The organism is Mesorhizobium sp. M0292, assembly GCF_040321695.1.
Classification (GTDB): Bacteria; Pseudomonadota; Alphaproteobacteria; order Rhizobiales; family Rhizobiaceae; genus Mesorhizobium.
The window spans coordinates 1-21,184 of sequence record NZ_JAMYSB010000014.1 but is presented as its reverse complement, the minus strand read 5'-3'; the positions used below and the strand labels follow the sequence as shown (position 1 = coordinate 21,184).

The window sequence follows — 21,184 nt, the reverse complement described above, 5'->3', positions numbered from 1 at the left end:
TTCCTCGAAGGCGCAAAATGCAGTCGGGAATACACCCGTGAACAGTGAAGCTGTCAGCGGCGCAACGAACGCACTGAATTCGTTGGCCCATGTTGAAGCGGCGCGCTGGGGCCGGGATTTGAGTACGCTGTTGCGCATCACGCGTATGAATCTGCGCCATCCGTGGCAGGTCGCCCTCGCTATGGGCTCGACGATCATGGCGGCAATCCTCCAGTTGCTCATTCCCCAGCTTCTCGGCCGGGCTGTCGACCAGACCCAGACAGCTATCGGGGGCGGTGTCGCGGGGGCTGCGGCAGGACAAGCGCTCTGGGCCCCGGCTCTCCTGCTGCTCGCCGTCAGCGCGCTACGCGGCGTTTTCACGATGGCGCAGAACTATTTTGCCGAAGCCGTCGGGCATCATGTCGCGTACGAATTGCGGCTCGCCTACTACGACAAGATCCAGCGTCTCAGCTTTTCCTTTCACGACCGGGTCCATTCAGGCGATCTGATAACCGCCGGAATGCTCGATCTCGAAGGCGTGCGGATGTATTTTTCCACCGGGCTCATGCGGGTGCTCCTGCTGACGATGCTGATCGGGATTGGCGCTTACATGATGATCTCGACCGATCCGATGCTCGGCTTGGCCGCGCTCAGCTTCGTGCCTTTTGTCGCTTGGCGCTCATCGACCACACAGCTTAGGCTGCGCGCCACCTGGCTCGACCTCTATGAGCGCCTTTCGGTACTAAGCCGCGTGATGAAGGAAAATCTCGCAGGTATCCGTGTGGTCCGCGCTTTTGCGGCTCAATCCTATGAGATGCTGAAGTTCGACGGCGCTTCCAAGAACGCGCTCGACCTCGCCAACGATCTCGTTGACATCTACGTACCCAACACGTCGGCGATGACCTTGTCCTACTTTTTCGCAATGGGATTGGTGCTTGGGATCGGTGGCAACAAGCTCGTCGCTGGCGAGATCAGCGTCGGAACCATGGCGACCTTCCTGACCTTCATGACCATGCTGCAAATGCCAGTCCGCCAGATCGGTCTCATGGTCAATGCGTTTGCCCGCGCTTCTAGCTGCGGTTCGCGGCTTTTCGGTCTCCTCGATCAGGAGATCACCATCAGGGATGCTCTCGAGGCCAGACCGCTTGAGATAAGTGACGGCACTCTGCGCTTCCACAATGTCTCATTTGCCTACCCCAACGCCGAAAACCGCGCCATTCTGAAGAACCTCAGCTTTGAGGCCCGGAGAGGCGAGACGATCGCTATCGTCGGTCCGCCGGGTTCCGGCAAATCGACGATGGCTCATCTGGTCCCCCGCTTTTACGACGTGACCGGTGGCGCCATCACGTTGGACGGCCAGGACATACGCAATGTCACCCTCGAGAGCCTTCGCAAGGCGGTCGCGGTTGTACAGCAGGATGCGTTCCTATTCACAACAACGATCGAGAACAACATCGCTTATGGCGATCCCTGGGCGAAGAGACAGCGAATTGAACGCGCTGGAGAATTCGCCCAGCTCCACGACTACATCCTCGGGCTCCCGGCAGGGTATGAGACGGTCGTGGGCGAACGCGGCGTTTCTCTCTCTGGCGGCCAGCGCCAGCGTCTCACGATTGCTCGCACCATGATGCTGCGCCCCTCCGTCATCATTTTCGACGACTCGATGGCCGCGATCGATGCCGGCACCGAGCTGCGCATTCGCGCGGCGATGCGGCGCTTCGCAAAGGATCGGGTGACGATCATCATCGCGCACCGGCTGAGTGCGCTTAAGCATGCCGATCAAATCCTTTTTGTCGATAAAGGCGAAACCGTAGAACGCGGCACGCATGAAGAGCTTCTGGCGAAGCGGGGACGCTACAGGGCCCTTTACGATCTCCAGACGCGCCCGGGTGATAGCATTATTAGCCAGGATGGGGGCGCCCGCTGATGGACCAGGGCCGCGGCGAACTCGAAGCCGAACGTGACGATGGGAGACGCCCTCCGCGCGCGGTCGTCGGCTCGCACCGGATCGAGGAGGAGATGTTCGGCCGGGCTTTCGACAAGAGCATCCTCCGTCGCATCTGGGGCTTCGTCCATCCCTACCGGGCAAAGGTAGTTGTCACGATTGTCGCGATGCTGATCTTCACCGGGACGCAGCTTCTCATCCCCTTGATCATCCGCTACGCGATCGACCTCGGCATGAACCCGGCAAGGCCCGATCGCTCAGCCCAGCTTGCGGCCGTCGGCGCGTTCCTTTCGGCGATTTTGGTCAATTTCGCCGCCGGCTACATGCAGGAAGCCTTGGATGGGAAAATGGCCGAAACTGTCCTGTTCGACATCCGCCGCGCCATGTTTGGCCATCTGCAAAAGGTTTCGCTCTCTTTCATGGACAAGACCGAGGTCGGACGCCTGATGTCGCGCCTGCAAGGCGACGTTAACTCCATACAGGAGTTCCTGGAAACCTCGGTATATTCCCTAGGCGATGTTGCGCTTCTCTTCGGCATCGTTTTCGTAATGCTGTGGCTCGACTTTCGCCTCGGCCTCCTGACGCTATCGGTTCTGCCGATCCTGGTGATCGTCCGCATTGTCTGGTTGCCGCGTGCCCGCGACGCCTTCATGGCTGCACACGAAACCAATTCCGTCGTCAATGGCGCGCTGGCCGAAGCCATTCACGGCGTGCGGACCATACAGTCAATGGACCGCCAGCAGGTGAATTTCAGTCTTTTTGACGATCGGGCCCATGCCAACCTCAGGACCCACCTGATCGCTGCCAGATATGCACTGGTCATGGTGCCCATCGTCGATGGCATCACCGGCCTCGCCTTGGCCGCCGTTATTGTGGTCGGCGGCTCGATGGTCATGAATAGCCGTATAGATGTAGGCGTGTTGGTAGCCTACCTATTTTACATCCAGCGCTTCTTTGACCCGATCCGCTCACTCACCCTGCAATATTCGGTCATGCAGCGCGCCATGGCCTCAGGCAAGCGCCTGACGGATGTGCTCGACGTCAAGATCGATGTTAAGGACAAACCCAATGCCGAGGTGCTTTCGCCCGAAATGGACGGCTCGGTCGAGTTTAGGGACGTCACCTTCGGCTACGATCCGAACCGTTCGGTTCTGAAAAATGTCTCGTTCAAGGTCAATCCGGGCGAGACGGTCGCACTAGTCGGACCGAGCGGTTCTGGCAAATCGAGTGCGATGGCCCTGGTCCACCGCTTCTATGATGTTCAGCAGGGTCAGGTGCTGGTCGGCGGACATGATGTACGCGACCTCACCCAGGAATCGCTCGGCCGCCAGGTCGCCATGGTGCTGCAGGAGCCATTCCTGTTCACCGGGACGGTCTTCGAGAACATTCGATACCAGAAGACGGAAGCCACGCGCGACAAGGTGATCGAGGCGGCCAAGGCTGTCGGCGCGCATGACTTCGTCATGAGCCTCGCCGACGGGTATGAGACCCAACTTGGCGAACGCGGCGACAACTTATCTCTCGGCCAGCGCCAGCTTATCAGTTTCGCCCGCGCCCTCGTCGCTGACGCCAAGATCCTCGTGCTCGACGAAGCTACCGCCAATATCGACAGCTACACGGAATTGCAGATTCAGAAGGCTCTGATCAAGCTGCTTGAAGGGCGGACTGGCCTCGTCATCGCCCACCGTCTCGCCACGGTCCGGGGGGCCGACCGCATCATCGTGCTTCAGAATGGCCAAGTTATTGCGACTGGCAACCACGATGAGCTAATAGCCATGGGCGGCCTGTATTCCAAACTCTACTATCTCAACCACGCCTCCTTCGACGACCTTCCCGAACACGATACCACCGTCCAAGCTGGCTCTCAGACCTGACATCTTGGCGGCCTTGTGGTAGTGGCGTTGACTTTCGGGCGTGTCGGCAGACCACTCAGGCCACCGCATCCGGCCAGCAGCCAGCATTCAAGAACGAGCACTCCTCGCAATTCGTGAAGAACGGCTGCGAACGATTTCCTCCAGCATCGTATCCGACCGCGGTGCACCACCATCATCGGGCGAGCTCGCTGGAGGTGTTGGCTGGGGGTCGCAAAGCCGCTCGCGAGCGCGCCCTCAATAGCGCCGTAGCGAGTGACGGCTTTGCCACCGACGGGCCTCTGATGAAGCTGGATTAGTGGGCGCCGCACCGACGCCGCCCCGGGCGAGAAGAACCTCCTGCGGCTGGCTATGGGCAACGACTAGCGCCAGCGCGACGAGCAGACGCGTGCCGGCATCGTGACGCGCTCGGCTACCCTCTCCTTAGGATCGTGCATGTTCACACGATGGCCCAGACGCCAGCCAACGCACAAAGCTGGTATTCTGTGCCGCCTGCTCGTCGTCAGTTTGGCCTCCTCCCGATTGCCCGCCCCACCACGTGCAAGCTCGAGCACATGGTCAGCCAAGTCGAGCCATGATTTCGGATTGAATGGTCCTCGCGGTGTAAAGGGAAGCATCTAGCGGCAGATTTCCAAATGCCATTTGACAAAGCAGGTAGTTGGCACCTGCCTCTTCCAACTGATCTAGCAGAGCTTTTCGCACAGACTCTGCTGATCCTACCACGCACAATTCACTCTCGACTGCCGCATCGAAGGTCAGCGGCAAGTTTGGTGGAGTGGGGATAGCGTTAAGCTCGTAAAGGAATTGGAAGCTCTTGAGCCAGCGTGCGTAAGCAGGTGCCGCGAGCGAATAGGCATGTGTGTCACAACGCCCAATCACGACCATGCGGAGCAATCCGACAAATCTCCCTTGATCCCCCCCGCCTGCGTTGTCCTCTCGATAGGCTCGGAACGCATCAGTAGTTTTGCGAACAGAAGAGGAAGGTCCTACACACGCGATATTTGTTCCATTCGCAGCGGCCCAAGCTGTGGACTCGGGTCGATTGGCAGCGACCCATGTGGGCGGATGTGGACGCTGATGAGGTCTTAGCGTCAAAGGAACGTCATTGAGATCAAAATGGCGACCTTGATAGCAGAGCGTGCCGACCTCCCTCGAATTAACAAGTATTTGCATAAGAATTTCGCTGGCTTCGGCATAACGGCCCGGCACCGCGTCCGCACCAATCCCGAAGTAGCCCAATTCGGTCGGGAGAGCACCGCGCCCTATGCCCAGTTCGAGCCTGCCACCGCTCAACTGGTCCAGCATACAGATCTCTTCGAACGCACGCAGCGGATGATAAAGCGCAAGCAGCATCACCAAGGGTCCGAGACGCAAGCGCCGGGTGCGCTGGGCGACGCTCGATAAGAACAGATTCGGCGATGGACCTCTCCCATGGGGAGTGCAGTGGTGTTCTGCGAGATGATAGGCATAGAACCCTAGCTGATCGCACGCCTCTGCTAATATCAGGCGATCTTCGTACTGCCGGCCTATATCGCGGCCATCCTCATCCAAATGATCGAAGATGCCGAAAGCCAGGTTTGAAGGAAAGACGTTTGTCACTCTTTAAGTCCCCGATTTTAAAAGCAGGCTGTTTTCTTGCTGGGGTCACCAAGCAAGTCGGAAGAGATGTGTGTGATCGCCGATTAGCGTCAGCGTAACGAAGAAGCAGAGCCTGACGCTTCCCTGCCCCTGAAGCTTGGCACCGTTAAGCTTCCAGCGATGTCGCCAGCGGCAGCAAGAAATTCATCCATCTGCTCTTTTGTGCCGATGCTGACGCGGATACAGTGTTCCAAGCCTTTGTCCGGAAAAAACGCGACAAGTATCTTTTGCCTCTCCAATGCTGCTTGCCACCATGAGCCGTCCTGTCCCGCGGGCACACGGGCCAGCAAGAAATTTGCGCGGGAGGGTGTTACGGAAAATCCGAGTTGCGATAGTGCAACTGTCACTCGCTCTCGTTCATCCTTGATGTGCTTGTGGTTGTCTGCGTAGGCGCCGCGATGCGCAAGCACGCTGATACCTACGGCATGCCCGATCACGTTCATGTTGAAGACGTTCTGGATGTTTCGCAGCCTTCCAATAATTTCAGGGTGACCGAAACCGAAACCGACGCGAATGCCGGCGGCGGCATAGCTTTTCGAGAATGACCTCAAGATCAGAAGGTTCGAATACCGGTTGATGAGGCGCAGTCCGTGATCGGGTGCAAAGTCGACGTATGCCTCATCAAGGACAATCAAGCGGTCCGATTGTGCTACGAGGCGTTCGATATCGCTGATCGGGAGGAATGTTCCGGTCGGATTGTTTGGATTGGCCAACATAATGAACTTGGCGTCTTTTGCCGGACCGGAAAGCAATTGCTCCATTGGCAGGGAATGAGCTTGACATCCGATTTCGAGGAACTCAGCGCCCTGGAGCATGGCAAGTTTGCGGTTGAACGAAAACCCTGGCGACATCATCGCAACCTTGTCGCCGGGTGCGAGGAAAGCTCTGTAGATCAGTCCGAGCAGTTCAGACGACCCGTTGCCAGCGATGACCTGATCCCTGGAAACGCCATAGGCGCTGGACGCTGCTTCCCTCAGTCTGGAGTTGTCGTCATCCGGATATAGATACTGGCGCTTGAGGGCCGCCACTGCACTTTGCATTATGATTGGCGGCAACGGAAACGGGTTCTCATTCGTATTCAGCTTGATAAAATTTCCGTCCGGCGCTGGTCCGTTGGACGGCAGAGCATCTAACTGTCGTGTCACTTGCGAAAGAGCCGAAAGCACAGTTTGCAGTTTTGCATCGGACATATTTTACTCCGTTTCAGTCACACAGGGGGCATCCGTATGAGCTCGCAACGAGAGCAACATGGCGGACGAGATTGACGATGGCAGGGTTGCCTTTCACACAATGGCCGCAGCGCCGGCTGACATGGGAATTCGGCCAGGCTGTCCTCGGTCGAATCGAGTTGACGCGGACGCGGATCTGCATCGCTGCGCGGCGCCAAGGCGCTAAGCGGCTCAGCTCATGCCCAGGGTCATGCTTTCAAAGACGCTTGATCTCGACGCCATATTTCCTCAGCACGTAGCCAATCTGACGCGGGGTCAGCCCAAGCAGGCGCGCTGCCTTTGCCTGCACCCAGCCACATCTTTCCATGGCAGCAATGACGCGCTCTATGTCGGGCGTCCTCGCCCCAATTGGGTGGGTTGCGCCGGCAAGCGGGACTGTAGTCGCGGCCGAACTGGCGGCCGCGTCCGGCGGCGTGGCCAAATTCGCTGACTCCGACAGGATCGGCGGTGGTTGCAGCGCGGCCTTGCCCGATCTGCACTTCCACAGCGCCTCGGCAAAGCATTGGCCTTGGGAGCAGGCAAAGTCGTTTCTCCCGATTGACAGTCCCTCGGCCAGGATCGCTGTCCGGTGCACGCAATTTTCAAGCTCGCGAATGTTGCCGGGAAACTCACATTTCATGAGCACTTCAATCGCACGCGGATCGAAGGTGAGCGTACAGCCGTTCTCGTTGTTGAACTTCTTGAGAAACTCAGCTGCGAGGAGCGGAATATCGCTGCGCCTTTGGCGCAATGCTGGTACCAGCAAGGGAACCACGTTGATGCGGTAATATAGGTCGGCGCGGAACTCATTCCTTGCAACCGCCTCTTCCAGGTTCCTGTTCGTGGCGGCAATCACGCGAACATCGACCTTGATGGTCTGATTGCTGCCGACACGCTCAAACTCCTGCTCCTGCAGCACGCGCAGTAGCTTTGCCTGGAACGAGGCCGAGATCTCGCCAATCTCATCCAGAAACAACGTCCCCTTGTCAGCGAGCTCAAAGCGCCCCTTGCGGGAATTGAATGCGCTTGTGAAGGCACCCTTCTCATGACCGAACAATTCGGATTCCAGGACTGTCTCTGGGAGCGCTGCACAATTGAGTTTAACGAAGGGCCGCTTGGCGCGCGGCGACAACTCGTGAATTGCCTTGGCAGCCAGCTCCTTCCCGGTACCGGACTCACCTCGCAACAGAACTGTCGTTTTTGCCTTCGCTACGACCGCGATCTTCTCCAGCAGGGCGCTTATCGCCGGACTGTCACCAATCATCCCCTCGACGTGAACCTTTTTGCGCCGGGGTGCAGGGTGCTTAACATCAGAAAATTTCGTTTGCAGCCGATGTTCCAGCTCCGGCGCTCGCTCGCTGTCGGCCGCGGAGAAGCGATGCAACTTGACTGTCTGTCCCACCATGTTGGCAATCATGGTGAGCAGCCGGACATCATCGTCGAGCCGATAGCTTGACCTGCTTTCCAAAACCCGGTCCAAAGTCAGCGCGCCTATGGCGTTCCCATCAACACGAATGGGAACGCCGATGAACGACACGGCGTCGGAGGCCCCAAGCACTTCGATATCTGTGGCAGTGAAGGTCGGATGCATCGCTATGTCGTCGGCGACGAGCGGCGTGTCGGTCGTGACAATCTGATCGATGGCGTTGCGCGGCAGGCGCGACCGGGAGGGCTCATTCGTGCCGCAGCCGCTGGCCACTGTGATGTCCAGTCCGCCCTCGGCATCGCAGAGAGCGATGATGCCGTGCCGCATCTGCACAAACGAGTGCAGGAGATCGACTACCTTGGCCAACTTGAGTTCGAGCCGGGCGGCATCGGCGAGTACTTTCGATATTTCGAAGATGCCGGTTAGCGCGCGCTCGTGCAATGCCACATTCGCAGGATTCGTGTCGGGTTTTGGACAACCCTTTATCGCATTCGGCAGCGAGATGCCGCAGTCGCGGGCATTCTGTTCTGACTTGCTAATGTTGTGGTGCATGTGATCCTCGATCTCGCGCCATCAAATCTAGGCTGGCGGCATGTGCGCCCGCGACGTCGCGGGCACGCGCGAAAATGCTCCGACGTGAACTCGTGCCGCCGCCGTGTGGTCGAGTGCAAAGCGGGTCTAGCCCTGACGCATCGCTTGGCTACTCCCTCACGAGGCTTGGCCATGTTATTGGCTTGCCCCGGGCAAACACACGTTGTTTTCAAAAGACTGGAGCGAGGCGGCATAGTCAATCGAGCTTTCTTTCATCTGTGAAAGGAAACCTCGCGGCCTATGATAGGATTCATCAGTCCTATCTTTGCGTTGAAGCAGAAATACCTGGGCCGGCCATGCCTTGCCCGAGCGGCTGACCGCGCGGTGTGTAAATGCGGGGCCGTGCCATTCACCAGCGCCCGCGAAGGAGGGGCGGGAGCGATAATAACAGCCAACGGCACTGGTCCGTTGCCGCAAGCGCCATCTTTCTCGAGTTGATCAGGCGGCGGCGATGTCGCGTGTGAAGGCGCGAAGCTGGCGTCGAGTACGACTTCGTAGGCGGTGCTCGCAACTTTATGAATCGCATCGTCGTGGTCAGCACCATCACTGGGGGCCGAAATCGGCACACTCAATGAGCGTATCGAAAAGTCTGAACAGATTACGATGCGACCGCTTGGAAACGGCTGCCCCTGCTGCGGGCGTTGATTTGCAAAATGGGTCGTCCAAAAGGCCGTCCGAATTTATTCTGTGATTGCAGTGGCTGCATGGTCGTAGGCTGTCTAGAAACGAGCGCTTCCGAACAGGGGTAAGTTAGCCTGTCATCTGGACGGCCTTGAACAGGCGACACGATGGGGCCCGGTCCAAAGCCGGCTAACGAGGAACCCACCACGCTCTGTGCAGCAAACCGCTAGCCAGAGGGATCGACCGGCAGCACTCTGCCAGAGACCATCAAGGGCGTTGGGACCGCGGCCTTGCCCGCTGGTCTGACACCGCATTCCTCCATCATTGGCGAGCCCACGTCAGTTCAGGTGATGCGGATTCATCTGGCATGGGTATTGCGGCGGCGTTGGTGCAGCGTTCGACCGGAGCGCCGCGATAGGGAGAAGCCCGGGAGAAGTCACGCCACCTCGATCCGGTCAGGGAGAGAGAAACAGTGTCAGCTGCACAAGTCCGCGGCGCGAGTCCCGCGCCCCGCAAACCCTTCTACACCAAGCTCTACGCCCAGGTGCTTGCCGCCATCGCGCTCGGCGTCGCAATTGGCTATTTTTATCCGGAGACCGGCGAGAGCCTGAAGCCGCTGGGTGATGCCTTCATCAAGCTGGTCAAGATGATCATCGCGCCTGTCATCTTCCTGACAATTGCGACCGGCATTGCTGGCATGAACGATCTTCATAAGGTCGGCCGGGTCGCCGGCAAGGCAATGGTTTATTTCCTCACCTTCTCAACGCTCGCGCTGATCGTCGGCCTCATCGTCGCCAATGTCGTCCAGCCTGGCGACGGCCTGAACATCGATCCGGCCTCGCTCGATGTCCAGGCCGTGAATACCTATGCCGCAAAAGCCAAAGCGCAGTCGGTCACCGGCTTCCTGATGAACATCATCCCGCCAACGATCGTCGGTGCCTTCGCGGAAGGCGACATCCTGCAGGTGCTGTTCTTCTCGGTTCTGTTCGGCATGGCGCTTGCGATGGCCGGAGAGACGGGCAAGCCTGTCGTTTCCTTCCTCCAGGCGCTCATTGTGCCTGTCTTCAAGCTCGTCGGAATTCTGATGAAGGCCGCGCCGATCGGCGCTTTTGGCGCGATGGCCTTCACCATCGGCAGATATGGCATCGGTTCGGTGGTCAACCTCGCGATGCTGGTCGCGACGTTCTATTTCACCGCCTTCCTCTTCGTGTTCGGGGTTCTCGGCGCAGTCTGCCGGTACAACGGCTTTTCGATTTGTTCTCTCATTCGTTACATCAAGGAAGAGCTGCTGCTTGTCCTCGCAACGTCCTCCTCGGAGGCGGCGCTCCCGTCGCTGATGGAGAAAATGGAGAAGGCGGGCGCCAGGCGTTCGGTTGTGGGTCTCGTCATCCCGGCCGGATATTCGTTCAATCTGGACGGCACGAATATTTACATGACGCTAGCGGCTCTCTTCATCGCACAGGCGACGAACACGGATCTGTCCATCGGCGATCAGGTGCTGCTGCTGCTCGTAGCAATGCTTTCCTCCAAGGGCGCTGCAGGTGTGACAGGTGCGGGCTTCATCACCCTGGCGGCTACGCTCGCGGTAGTTCCGAGTGTTCCCGTTGCTGGGATGGCACTGATACTCGGCATCGACCGATTCATGTCCGAATGCCGGGCGCTGACGAATTGCGTCGGCAACGCAGTGGCATCCCTCGTCGTCGCACGCTGGGAAGGAGAGTTGGACCGAGCACAGATGAAAGCTGCCTTCAGCGGTCATCAGCTTACCGAGGCATCAAACCGGCTACCCTCCTGCAAGTAAGGTGGGCGGCCCACGACCTGTCAAGTCGCTTAGCTGGTCACATAACTGAACGACCGACCCGCAGCCTCTAAACGGCTCCTCACGGACCATGTATCAGAAGCGCTAAATGTGTGAGTGCAAATCGTCACCGCCCTTTAAGCGAATGAGCCTTTCAGTATACCCGGCCGGTTTACGTCTGCAATGATGTTCGTCCAACACGTTGTGCCCATTCGTATGGGGACGTCTTCACTTTGCCACCCGAAACCGAAACGCGCTAGGCGGACAGAGAGCCGGCCCGCGTCAAAAACCAATCAGAATAGGACCTATGACCAAGCGCCCCACAATTGCCGATCTCGCCCGCGAAGCCCGAGTCAGCGTAGCAACGATCGATCGGGTTCTGAACGCCCGCCATCCGGTGCGCGAGGAGACCGCGCGGCGGGTCCACGACGCCGCCCAGGCGATCGGCTATCATGCTGCCGGGCTAATCAAGCAGCGGTTGCGGCGAGACCTACCGCACTACCGTCTGGGCTTCATCTTGAGAAAACCGGCCCAGCATTTCTACCAAGATTTTGCGCGCGAGGTCGAAGCATCGGTCAATTTGGCCCAGTCCTTCCACGGCATTCCGCTCGTCGAATTCGCCCCGTCACATATGCCGAGCGACCTGATCGCGCCGCTCAAGGAGTTGGGCGCACGCTGCCATGCAATCGCGATGGTGGCACCGGACCACCCGAAAATCACAGCAGCGGTTGAGGACCTCAAGGCCAAGGGCATTCCGGTTTTCTCGCTGCTTTCCGACTTCGCCGCCGGCGTGCGACAGGGGTATATCGGCCTCAACAACCGCAAGGTGGGGCGCACGGCCGCTTGGATGGTGTCCAAGGTAGCAAAACGGCCCGGCAAAGTGGCGGTGTTTGTCGGCAGCCATCGTTTCCAGGGGCACGAGCTCCGTGACGTCGGCTTTCGCTCCTATTGCCGTGAGAACGCGCCCACGTTCGAGGTGCTGGATCCGGTCATGAACCTCGAGAAACGGCAGATCACCTACGAGGCAACGCTTGATCTCATGCAGCGGGAGCCCGAGCTCGTCGGCTTCTATGTCGCCGGCGGCGGCATGGAGGGCGCCATCTCCGCGCTCCGAGAAGAGGGCAAAAGTCGGGATCTCGTCGCGATCGTGAATGAAATCACACCTGAGTCTCGGGCAGCGCTTGCAGATAACATCGTCACGATGGCGGTCGCCACGCCAATGCGCCGGCTTTGCCAGGAGCTGATAACGCTGATGACACGGGCTATCGAGACCGGCACCGCTGAAACACCCGGACAGACATTTCTGCCGTTCGACATCCATCTGCCGGAAAATATATGAAGGCGGAAGCGCGAGGTAGATTGCCTAGATCCGCAGCGTCAACCTCCACCGGCTTCACTTGCCAACATGCCCCACGTTCTCGTGCAGGGGGTGTGGTCAATGATCCCGCACGGCAAGAGCCGAGCGAGGCCAGCACAGTCCATTTGGGGTCGACCTCGTCGACCGCCATCTCCTCGCCTGGCTGCACGTGAAAAGCCGCGGCACAGCCGGCAAGGTAGGAATTTAACCGGGCTAACCATCTTCTGGGACTTCGCAAGCAAATCGAGGCGGCAGTCAATTCAGTAGCAGCCCGGGCGTGTGTTCTGCTCGTTCCGGCCCCTCGCACTTAGCAAGGAACTGCGCCGCTCTGCCGGGCCAAAGGCCCGACGCCCGAAGGGCAACCGCTCCTACGCGATCGCGTCCGCCTCCAGAAGCCGCCATCGAAAAGAATGCTCGCGTCGTCACCACCTACGGCCAAAGCGGGCAATCAAGGCAGCTGGCATCACTCTGCCACACATCCTCGACGAGCAACTCGCCTGAGATCAGCCCCAGAACGTAGGTAACACGCGCCGCGCCGGCGCTTGTCGAACATGCTGATCAGCCTGTCTTACAGGCGGTGATTAGGTGGGGCTCAACATCTTCCGGGACTTCGCACGCGATTTCGAGGTGGCAGTCGGTACCAAGAAACGAAAGGTCGGATCGGCGTGCCCGAGACGCTCAATGATTTCAGGCAAAGGCGCCAGGCGAGATGCCTCCTGCAACATCATTTCCCGCATCCACATGCTTGCCGGATCACTATTGTGAAGCTCAGGCCATTGGACGGCTTCCGTGAATGCAGGAGGAGGAAGTGGCGGCGGAAGTTGGACAATCCGCAGGGGTGTTGTTTTTGCGAAATGCTGCGCCAGCCGTAAGGGCATGGTCCCGATGCGGTTGGTGCCTGACAGGACGGGCGGGATCAGGCTAAAGCCCTGTACGACAACTTCGATACGTCTCTCGAAACCGTGCTCGAGCAAATACCATTCCTCCATGGTGGGCTGCCGGGTGTGCCTGAATTTGAGCACAACATGTCCCATGCACAAGTATCGCTCGAATGTAAGTGGCTCCGACAGCTGCTTGTTCGTGCCGCAGCCTACGCCTACGAGCTTATCTTCGAACAGGGCTGCGCGAGGATGTTTCGACATGAACACTTCCGGCATGATTAGAAAATCAACGTCGCCGCGCCGGAGAAGCTCCTCGGGGTCGTCGCAAATAGGCAGACATTCAAAGCGAACGGCGGGAGCTTCCCGCGCAGCGCGCTCTACTATCGTCCTAAAAAATACGAGCGTGATGTAATCGGAAAGCATGATTCGGAAGAGGCGATCCGATTGGGCCGGGTTGAAGGCGTCGGGGGAAATAATCGATAGCTGGATGTGCAGCAATGCATCCCGGACTGCTGGAGCGAGCCCGTCGGCGCGCGGTGTCAAAATGAGCTCGCGGCCGTTCATCGTAAATAGCTCATCGTTGAAATAGGCGCGTAACCGAGCAACGGCGGCGCTCATGGCCGGCTGGCTCAGGTTGATACTGCGAGCCGCGGCAGTGACTTTACGCTCCCTCATCAGAGCGTCCAGCACAACGAGGAGATTTAGATCCAGCCCTTTAAAACGCATGTCATGTTCTATCCAACGTGTGGATGCGTATCATTCAAACAATCAATTTTACGAATTTACGAGCCATGCATTAGAGGAACGTAAATGAGCGACGTCAAGCTCAAATCGACGACACGGGCCGGAACTTCGAGAGAGTGTCTGGCTCACCTTCGCCAACGACAACGGCTGAGTGCAGCCAACAACGCCGCTTTGGTCGAGTAATGCGGCCGCAAAAACCAATATGAAGAGAGGTCCTGAATGCGCCATCAGGTGCAGTGGAAGTTGTGCTGGGAAAACGAGTTGCAGCTCTCCGATCACGTTAAGCTCGCCGAGTTCTTTCGTGATACGTACGGGCCGACTGGGGCGTCCAACGCAGAACCGTTCGAAGGTAGTCGAAGCTGGGCCGGAGCCAGGCCTGAACTCCGCGTAATCGCCTATGATTCAAGCGGTGTAGCGGCTCACATGGGCATACTGCGCCGTTTCATCAAGGTCGACGCGGTCGACCTGTTGGTGGCTGAACTGGGCCTGTACGGGGTACGTCCGGACCTTGAGGGTCTGGGAATCGCCCATTCAATCCATGTCATGCTTCCAATACTGCAGGAGCTTGGCGTTCCATTCGCTTTCGGAACGGTCAGGGACGCGCTGCGGAATCATGTTGAGAGGTTCGGACGGCGATACAGCCCTATGGCCGTTTTGTCGGGAATTCGCGTGCGCTCCACCCGACCAGAGGCCCGCCTCGACCTGCCGCCCACACGCATCGATGACGCACTCACAATTGTTCTGCCAGTTGGACGGCCGATCAGCGAATGGCCCACGGGCACGATGATAGATCGGAACGGACCAGAGCTATGAGCCGGTCCGATTGCTTGTACGAAGTGCGCCGTGAGTGCTCTGACGGCACCGGCCGTCGAAGCGTTTATCTGACGTTTGACGACGGTCCCAATCCACTTTTCACACCGGAGATTCTCGACGTGCTGGCAGAGCAGCGAGTGCCGGCGACTTTCTTCGTCATCGGCGCCTACGCCTTAGAGCACCCATATCTAATCCAACGGATGATCGCAGAAGGGCACGAGGTAGGCAACCACACGATGTCTCATCCGGATCTGTACCAATGCGGTTTCGGCGAAGTGCAACGTGAGGTCTTTGAAGCGAACGACGCCATCATGAGAGCGTGCCCGCAGGCCTCGGTCCGCTTTGTTCGCGCGCCCTACGGCGCCTGGAGCGAAGAAGTCTGCACAGCATCACAGATCGCCGGGCTGGCGGCCCTTCATTGGTCCGTCGACCCTCGAGATTGGTCTCGCCCTGGAGTCGAGGCGATTATCGATAAAGTGCTCGCCTCCGTCCGGCCGGGCGCAATTGTACTCTTGCACGACGGATGCCCTCCCGGCGAGTTGAGCCAGGGCGCTCACGCCGGCATGCGCGACCAGACGGTCACGGCGCTGTCCCGGCTGATTCCAGCACTGCGTGAGCGCGGATTTGTAATCCGCTCACTTCCTCAACATCACTGAACAACGAGATCCCATGACTCTTCTTGGTACAACCAGCACTGTGGCCATTTCGCTTTATGCACTGCTCTCGACTGCCTATAAGAGCATGCAAGGGCTTTATGCTATGCCGACAAAGGATTCGTCGGGGTTGGAGGTTCTCGTCGGCTCCGACAAACTGCCCAGCGTGGATGTCATCGTCCCCTGCTTCAACGAGGATCCGCGCACGCTTTCAGAGTGCCTGGCTTCCATTGCAGACCAAGAATACGCCGGAAGACTTCGGGTCTATTTGGTTGATGACGGTTCTGGAAATCGCGAAGCCTTAGGAACTGTCCACGAAGACTACGCGCGCGACCCCAGGTTCGACATCATTTTGCTTCCCGAGAATGTTGGAAAGCGCAAGGCGCAGATCGCCGCGATACGACGCTCATCAGGGGATCTGGTGCTTAACGTTGATTCAGACACGGTACTCGCGCCCGACGTCATTTCCAAGCTTGTACCGAAGATGCGAGATTCAGCGGTCGGCGCAGTCATGGGTCAATTGACGGCCAGTAACCGAACCGAGAGCTGGCTGACCAGGCTGATAGACATGGAGTACTGGCTGGCTTGCAACGAGGAGCGCGCGGCACAGGCTCGCTTCGGTGCCGTTATGTGCTGTTGCGGCCCATGTGCCATGTACCGCCGGTCTGCGCTCCTTTTGTTACTGGACCAGTACGAGTCGCAATTTTTTCGGGGCAAGCCAAGCGACTTCGGTGAGGATCGCCATCTCACTATCCTGATGCTGAAAGCAGGCTTTCGAACCGAATACGTTCCGAGCGCCATCGCGGCCACAGTCGTTCCGAACAGACTCGGACCGTATCTGCGCCAACAACTCCGTTGGGCACGAAGCACATTCCGGGACACGCTGCTTGGGCTGCGCTTGCTGCCTAGCCTAAATAGCTATCTCACGTTGGACGTGGTCGGACAGAATCTCGGCGCGCTACTCCTCGCCCTATCGGTATTAACGGGCCTCGCACATTTCGCACTGACAGGCACTGTGCCTTGGTGGACAGGACTGATGATTGTGTCCATGACCATGCTCCGATGCAGCGTGGTAGCATTTCGTGCTCGACAATTTCGATTTCTTGGCTTTTCGCTGCACACGTTCATCAACGTCTTTCTCTTGCTTCCGTTGAAGGCCTACGCGCTGTGTACCTTGAGCAATAGCGATTGGCTGTCGCGAAGCTCTGCTGTCGCTACATCGAACACTGGGGGAAAACAGGCCCCCACCCAAGCTCCGATCACTGGTTCCAGCAGGGCAGAACTCTCGCCCCATTCGGCTCCGCTTCGCAGGCTCAATCTTGCGCGGGATTCTTCGGAATTAGTCCTGTCGGACAACATTTGCGGCGACGACTGACCGCAAATACCTAATGGACGAGAGGTGCACGAGTTTGACCCAGAACGTGAATCATCAGTTGCTTGATCGGGAATTGGCCGCTGACGATCCGTGGCGCCTCGACGGCAATCCATTCGAGCGGAAGCGCCACACGCAAATGCTCCAGCTGGCGCTTGCCCAAGGCTCCATTACAAATGCCCTCGAAGTCGGGTGCGCTGCCGGCGCATTCACGGAAAAACTAGTCCCCTACTGCCAAGGGCTCACCGTCATCGATGTCGTGGCGCAAGCGATTGCTCGAGCACGTCAACGGATAAAGGAGCCGTCGCGCATCAACTGGATAGTCTGCGATGTTCAACAGTTTTCGACCGACGAGTTGTTTGACGTGATCGTTGTGGCGGAGGTCCTCTACTACCTCGGAGACATAGCCGAGATGCGCGCGGCCATCAAAAACCTGGTGCGGGTGCTTGCGCCAGGCGGGCATCTGATCTTCGGATCGGCAAGGGATGCTAATTGCCGTCGCTGGGGTCACGCCGCTGGTGCTGAGCCGGTCATCGCCATGCTGAACGAAACGTTGATCGAGGTAGAGCGGCTTGAGTGTCGGGGCGAGTCGGTCAACGAAGACTGCTTGCTCGTCCGTTTCCGGAACCCGATTTCCGCTTCCTGATGAATCTCGAATCTATCGCCGTTAACGTGGAGACACTATGCGCATCTGTGGTACCAAGCTGACCCATGATGGGGCGATCGCCCTGGTCGAGGATGGACGGCTCGTCTTCTGCGATGACCAGGAAAAGCGGCACAACGATCCGCGTTACCAATCCATCGATAATCTCGACGCAATTGTCGCCGCTTTAGCGGAGCAGCGGCTAGATCCTTGTGATGTCGATCAGTTCGTTATCGACGGCGGGGATGGCGAAGACGAGTTACAGTTTCAGATCGGCAGGGAACCAAGCAACCGCCAGTTTTGTCGTCCCTCTCGGTAAAATGAACCCATGTCCATGATAGCGATCGACCTTACTGACGTAAGCAAAACCTATGACAAGCTCGTTGTCGACAGGCTGTCGTTCCGCGTTGCGGCGGGGGAATGCTTCGGGCTCTTGGGACCGAACGGCGCGGGCAAAAGCACGATTGCGCGTATGGTCCTCGGCATGACATCGCCTGATGCGGGGAAGATTACTGTGCTCGGCGCTCCAGTGCCGGCGCGCGCGCGTTTGGCACGTATGCGCATCGGCGTGGTCCCGCAGTTCGACAATCTTGATGCCGCGTTCACTGTACGCGAGAACCTGTTGGTGTTCGGGCGCTACTTCCGGATGAGCAGACGCCAGATCGATGCGGTCATACCATCGCTGCTTGAGTTCGCCCGCCTCGAGAACAAAGCGGATGCGCGCGTCGCCGAACTGTCCGGCGGCATGAAGCGGCGCCTGACGCTCGCGCGTGCGCTCATCAATGACCCGCACTTGCTGGTGATGGACGAGCCGACCACCGGCCTCGATCCGCAGGCCCGCCACCTGATCTGGGATCGGCTGCGATCGCTGCTGGCGCGGGGCAAGACTATTCTTTTGACTACCCATTTCATGGAAGAGGCCGAGCGGCTGTGCGATCGGCTGTGCGTTATGGAGGAGGGGCGCAAGATCGCCGAAGGTCGCCCGTCCGAACTCATTGACGAGCAGATCGGCTGTGACGTGGTCGAGGTCTACGGCGGCAATCCGCATGAACTGGGTGCGCTGATCCGGCCGTACGCACAGCGCATCGAGGTGAGCGGTGAGACGCTTTTTTGCTATGCACCCGATCCGGAGCAGGTGCTGGCGCAGCTACGCGGGCGCACGGGTCTACGCCTTCTGCAGCGTCCCCCCAATCTCGAGGATGTGTTTTTGCGGTTAACCGGGCGCGAGATGGAGGACTGAACAATGGGCGAACGTTATGCGGCGGGCATGCCCGCCAATGCGTGGAATTGGGTCGCGGTTTGGCGCCGCAACTATCTTGGATGGAAGAAAATCGGGCTTGCATCGGTTCTCGGCAACCTCGCCGATCCGATGATCTATCTGTTCGGTCTCGGCTTTGGCATCGGAACAATGATAGGTCCTGTTGAGGGCACTTCGTACATTGCGTTTCTCGCGGCTGGCATGGTTGCCACAAGCGTGATGGCATCGGCGACCGCTGAAACGGTCTACGGGAGTTTCGGCCGCATGGGCGACCAGCGCACCTGGGAAGGAATGCTATGCACTCAGCTGACGCTCGGCGATATCTTACTCGGCGAATTGGCGTGGGCAGCCACGAAGGCCCTCATGGCGGGCACAGCAATCACTATTGTTGCCACCACGCTCGGCTACGCATCGTGGCCATCCATCCTCTGCTTGCTGCCAGTCATCGCTCTCAATGGCCTCGCCTTCGCGAGTCTAGCGATGGTCGTCACGGCGCTTGCGCCCAGTTATGAATATTTCATATTTTATAATACGCTTGTTATTACACCCATGCTGTTCCTTTGCGGCGCGATGTTTCCGATCAACCAATTGCCCGGCGCTTTTCAGTATGCTGCCTCCTTATTACCGCTCGCACATGCAATCGACCTCATTCGTCCAGCGATGCTTGGCCGTCCGATTGACAAAATGGGCCTGCATATCGGCGCGCTTTGCATATACACAGTTTTGCCCTTCTTCTTTTCGATTGCTCTTTTTCGTCGAAGGCTGATGCGTTGACGCTACTCACCATTCGAATTGAATGTTTGGTCGCAACCCATTCACACGCCGCCTAGATCAAGACATGCGTTTTAAGGGACTCGATCTGAATCTCCTCGTTGTGTTGGACGCTCTGGTCAGGGAACGTAAAGTCACCGCGGCGGCCCGCAGTATTAACCTGAGCCAGCCGGCAATGAGCGCCGCCGTTGCTCGGTTACGCGCCTATTTCAGCGATGAGCTATTTACGATGAGCGGCCGCGAGCTCATTTTGACACCTCGCGCTGAGGGGCTCGCCCCAGCAGTCAGGGAGGCATTGCTGCACATCCAGCTATCGATTATTTCCTGGGACGCCTTCAACCCAGCCCAATCGGATCGTCGCTTCCGGATTATCCTTTCCGATTACATCACGCTCGTATTTTTTAAGAAGATCGTAGAACGTGCTGCGCGGGAAGCTCCCGCCGTCCGCTTTGAATGTCTCCCTATTTCCGACGATCCCGAGGAGCTTCTCCGGCGCGGCGACGTTGATTTTCTGATCATGCCGGAAGTATTCATGTCGAAACATCCTCGCGCAGCCCTGTTCGAAGATATGCTCGTGTGCGTAGGCTGCGGCACGAACAAGCAGCTATCAGAGCCACTTACATTGGAGCGATACTTATCGATGGGGCAGGTTGTGTTCAAATTCGGGGACACCCGGCAGCTCTCCATGGAGGAATGGTATTTGCTCGAGCACGGTTTCGAGAGACGCATCGAAGTTGTCGTACACGGCTTTAGCCTGATCCCGCCCGTTGTATCAGGCACCAGCCGGATCGGGACCATGCCCTTACGGCTGGCGCAGCATTTCGCAAAAACAACACCCCTGCGGATTGTCAAACTTCCGCCGCCACTTCCTCCCGCATTCACGGAGGCCGTTCAATGGCCTGCGCTCCACAATAGTGATCCGGCAAGCCTGTGGATGCGGGAAATGATGTTGCAGGAGGGATCTCGTATGATTCCTCTGCCTAAGAGCACCGGACGTCTCAGTTGTCCCCAAATTGAGAAACTGCCCCCCCCTCGACTATGAGAGGAGGCATGGATGGCGATCCCCCGCCGCCTGCGACCCCGCAACTGCTCAGCAGAAGGGCGAAGCGAACGAGAGTGAATCCATTTCGTAAATGTGTGCCTATCCAAGCAATCGATTTCTGCAATTGTCCGATGACGAATATGAACGCGCCTGAAGGTGTGGAGGCGGAAGCCTGTTCAGGCCCTTGCGGCCGACCACGATGAATCCCTTCCAAACCTTCAGCCGGACGGTGTTGTTGACCCGCTCCATTAAATGCCGGGACCAAACATATTCGGCGGGAGCACTGATCCTGAACCAGTGAGCGGATGCAGTCGGTTGCCGGTCGGGGAGCAATATAGGGAGCTGGGTCGCCAGCCTCCGGAGACTTACGTGACAACCATTCCTTAAAGGATTCAGCTTTGAGACCCTTCCCTCTGACTTCCGCGATTTGGGGCATTGTGTTGATCAGCGGCGTGGTCAACGTGCTTGCGCTCATCTCGCCGCTGTTCATGCTTCAGGTCTATGACCGCGTTCTGGCAAGTGGCAGCGTATCCACGCTGGTGGGGCTCGTCGTGCTTGCTGCGGGGCTTTATG

At 58.3% G+C, this 21,184-nt stretch carries 15 protein-coding genes and 2 pseudogenes; 13 read left to right on the top strand and 4 right to left on the bottom strand.

Annotated features, from left to right (window positions below; all coding sequences use genetic code 11):
* Positions 1-37 precede the first annotated feature (37 nt).
* Positions 38-1,906: an ABC transporter ATP-binding protein gene (locus tag NKI96_RS21025; protein ID WP_023685023.1), complete on the top strand. Its 1,869-nt coding sequence runs from the start codon at positions 38-40 to the stop codon at positions 1,904-1,906.
* Complete coding sequence (locus tag NKI96_RS21020; RefSeq protein WP_352805906.1) at positions 1,906-3,798, top strand: ABC transporter ATP-binding protein; 1,893 nt, start codon at positions 1,906-1,908, stop codon at positions 3,796-3,798. Before NKI96_RS21025 ends, NKI96_RS21020 begins: the two co-directional genes overlap by 1 nt.
* Positions 3,799-4,353: 555 nt before the next feature.
* On the opposite strand, the gene NKI96_RS21015 is transcribed toward NKI96_RS21020, so the two are convergent.
* From NKI96_RS21015 to nifA, 3 genes are all read right to left on the bottom strand, one after another.
* The gene (locus NKI96_RS21015) at positions 4,354-5,394 is read right to left on the bottom strand and encodes an LLM class flavin-dependent oxidoreductase (protein WP_031194208.1); all 1,041 of its coding nucleotides are present in this window, start codon (positions 5,392-5,394) and stop codon (positions 4,354-4,356) included.
* An 89-nt stretch (positions 5,395-5,483) separates the two neighbouring features.
* Positions 5,484-6,623 carry a histidinol-phosphate transaminase gene (hisC, locus tag NKI96_RS21010; protein ID WP_352805903.1) on the bottom strand — a complete coding sequence of 380 codons (1,140 nt, stop codon included), beginning with the start codon at positions 6,621-6,623 and terminating at the stop codon, positions 5,484-5,486.
* Between the two features lie 235 nt (positions 6,624-6,858).
* On the bottom strand, positions 6,859-8,619 hold the full coding sequence (gene nifA, locus NKI96_RS21005) for a nif-specific transcriptional activator NifA (protein ID WP_031214180.1): 1,761 nt from the start codon (positions 8,617-8,619) through the stop codon (positions 6,859-6,861).
* Positions 8,620-9,751: 1,132 nt separating this feature from the next.
* On the opposite strand from nifA, the gene NKI96_RS21000 reads away from it, so the two are divergent.
* From NKI96_RS21000 to NKI96_RS32535, 3 genes and pseudogenes are all read left to right on the top strand, one after another.
* On the top strand, positions 9,752-11,080 hold the full coding sequence (locus NKI96_RS21000; protein ID WP_023706359.1) for a dicarboxylate/amino acid:cation symporter: 1,329 nt from the start codon (positions 9,752-9,754) through the stop codon (positions 11,078-11,080).
* Positions 11,081-11,384: 304 nt separating this feature from the next.
* Positions 11,385-12,416 carry a LacI family DNA-binding transcriptional regulator gene (locus NKI96_RS20995; RefSeq protein WP_023672231.1) on the top strand — a complete coding sequence of 344 codons (1,032 nt, stop codon included), beginning with the start codon at positions 11,385-11,387 and terminating at the stop codon, positions 12,414-12,416.
* A 291-nt stretch (positions 12,417-12,707) separates the two neighbouring features.
* Positions 12,708-12,935: pseudogene (locus NKI96_RS32535) on the top strand (IS1634 family transposase); the annotation flags it as partial.
* An 80-nt stretch (positions 12,936-13,015) separates the two neighbouring features.
* On the opposite strand, the gene NKI96_RS20990 reads toward NKI96_RS32535, so the two are convergent.
* A complete protein-coding gene (locus tag NKI96_RS20990) occupies positions 13,016-14,041 on the bottom strand; it encodes a LysR family transcriptional regulator (protein ID WP_023685028.1) in 1,026 nt (341 codons plus the stop codon).
* Positions 14,042-14,278: 237 nt separating this feature from the next.
* Here NKI96_RS20990 and NKI96_RS20985 point away from each other — a divergent pair, with 237 nt between their 5' ends.
* The 8 genes and pseudogenes from NKI96_RS20985 (at position 14,279) to NKI96_RS20950 (ending at position 20,611) form a co-directional block, all read left to right on the top strand.
* Positions 14,279-14,872, top strand: coding sequence for a NodA family N-acyltransferase (locus tag NKI96_RS20985; protein ID WP_023694280.1), 594 nt, complete (start codon positions 14,279-14,281; stop codon positions 14,870-14,872).
* Complete coding sequence (gene nodB / locus NKI96_RS20980) at positions 14,869-15,528, top strand: chitooligosaccharide deacetylase NodB (RefSeq protein ID WP_023672235.1); 660 nt, start codon at positions 14,869-14,871, stop codon at positions 15,526-15,528. Before NKI96_RS20985 ends, nodB begins: the two co-directional genes overlap by 4 nt.
* 13 nt (positions 15,529-15,541) lie before the next feature.
* The gene (gene nodC, locus NKI96_RS20975; RefSeq protein WP_023829773.1) at positions 15,542-16,900 is read left to right on the top strand and encodes a chitooligosaccharide synthase NodC; all 1,359 of its coding nucleotides are present in this window, start codon (positions 15,542-15,544) and stop codon (positions 16,898-16,900) included.
* Positions 16,901-16,913: 13 nt separating this feature from the next.
* Positions 16,914-17,543 (top strand): nodulation methyltransferase NodS, encoded by a 630-nt coding sequence (nodS, locus tag NKI96_RS20970; RefSeq protein ID WP_023755874.1) that lies wholly within the window; start codon positions 16,914-16,916, stop codon positions 17,541-17,543.
* 37 nt (positions 17,544-17,580) lie between these two features.
* A pseudogene (locus NKI96_RS20965) lies at positions 17,581-17,814 on the top strand (carbamoyltransferase N-terminal domain-containing protein); the annotation flags it as partial.
* A 54-nt stretch (positions 17,815-17,868) separates the two neighbouring features.
* Entirely contained in the window at positions 17,869-18,780 is a 912-nt protein-coding gene (gene nodI, locus NKI96_RS20960; RefSeq protein ID WP_023685034.1) for a nodulation factor ABC transporter ATP-binding protein NodI, read from the top strand.
* A 3-nt stretch (positions 18,781-18,783) separates the two neighbouring features.
* The gene (locus NKI96_RS20955; protein ID WP_023698293.1) at positions 18,784-19,572 is read left to right on the top strand and encodes an ABC transporter permease; all 789 of its coding nucleotides are present in this window, start codon (positions 18,784-18,786) and stop codon (positions 19,570-19,572) included.
* 64 nt (positions 19,573-19,636) lie between these two features.
* Complete coding sequence (locus NKI96_RS20950; protein ID WP_023685036.1) at positions 19,637-20,611, top strand: LysR family transcriptional regulator; 975 nt, start codon at positions 19,637-19,639, stop codon at positions 20,609-20,611.
* The last annotated feature ends 573 nt before the right edge of the window (positions 20,612-21,184 follow it).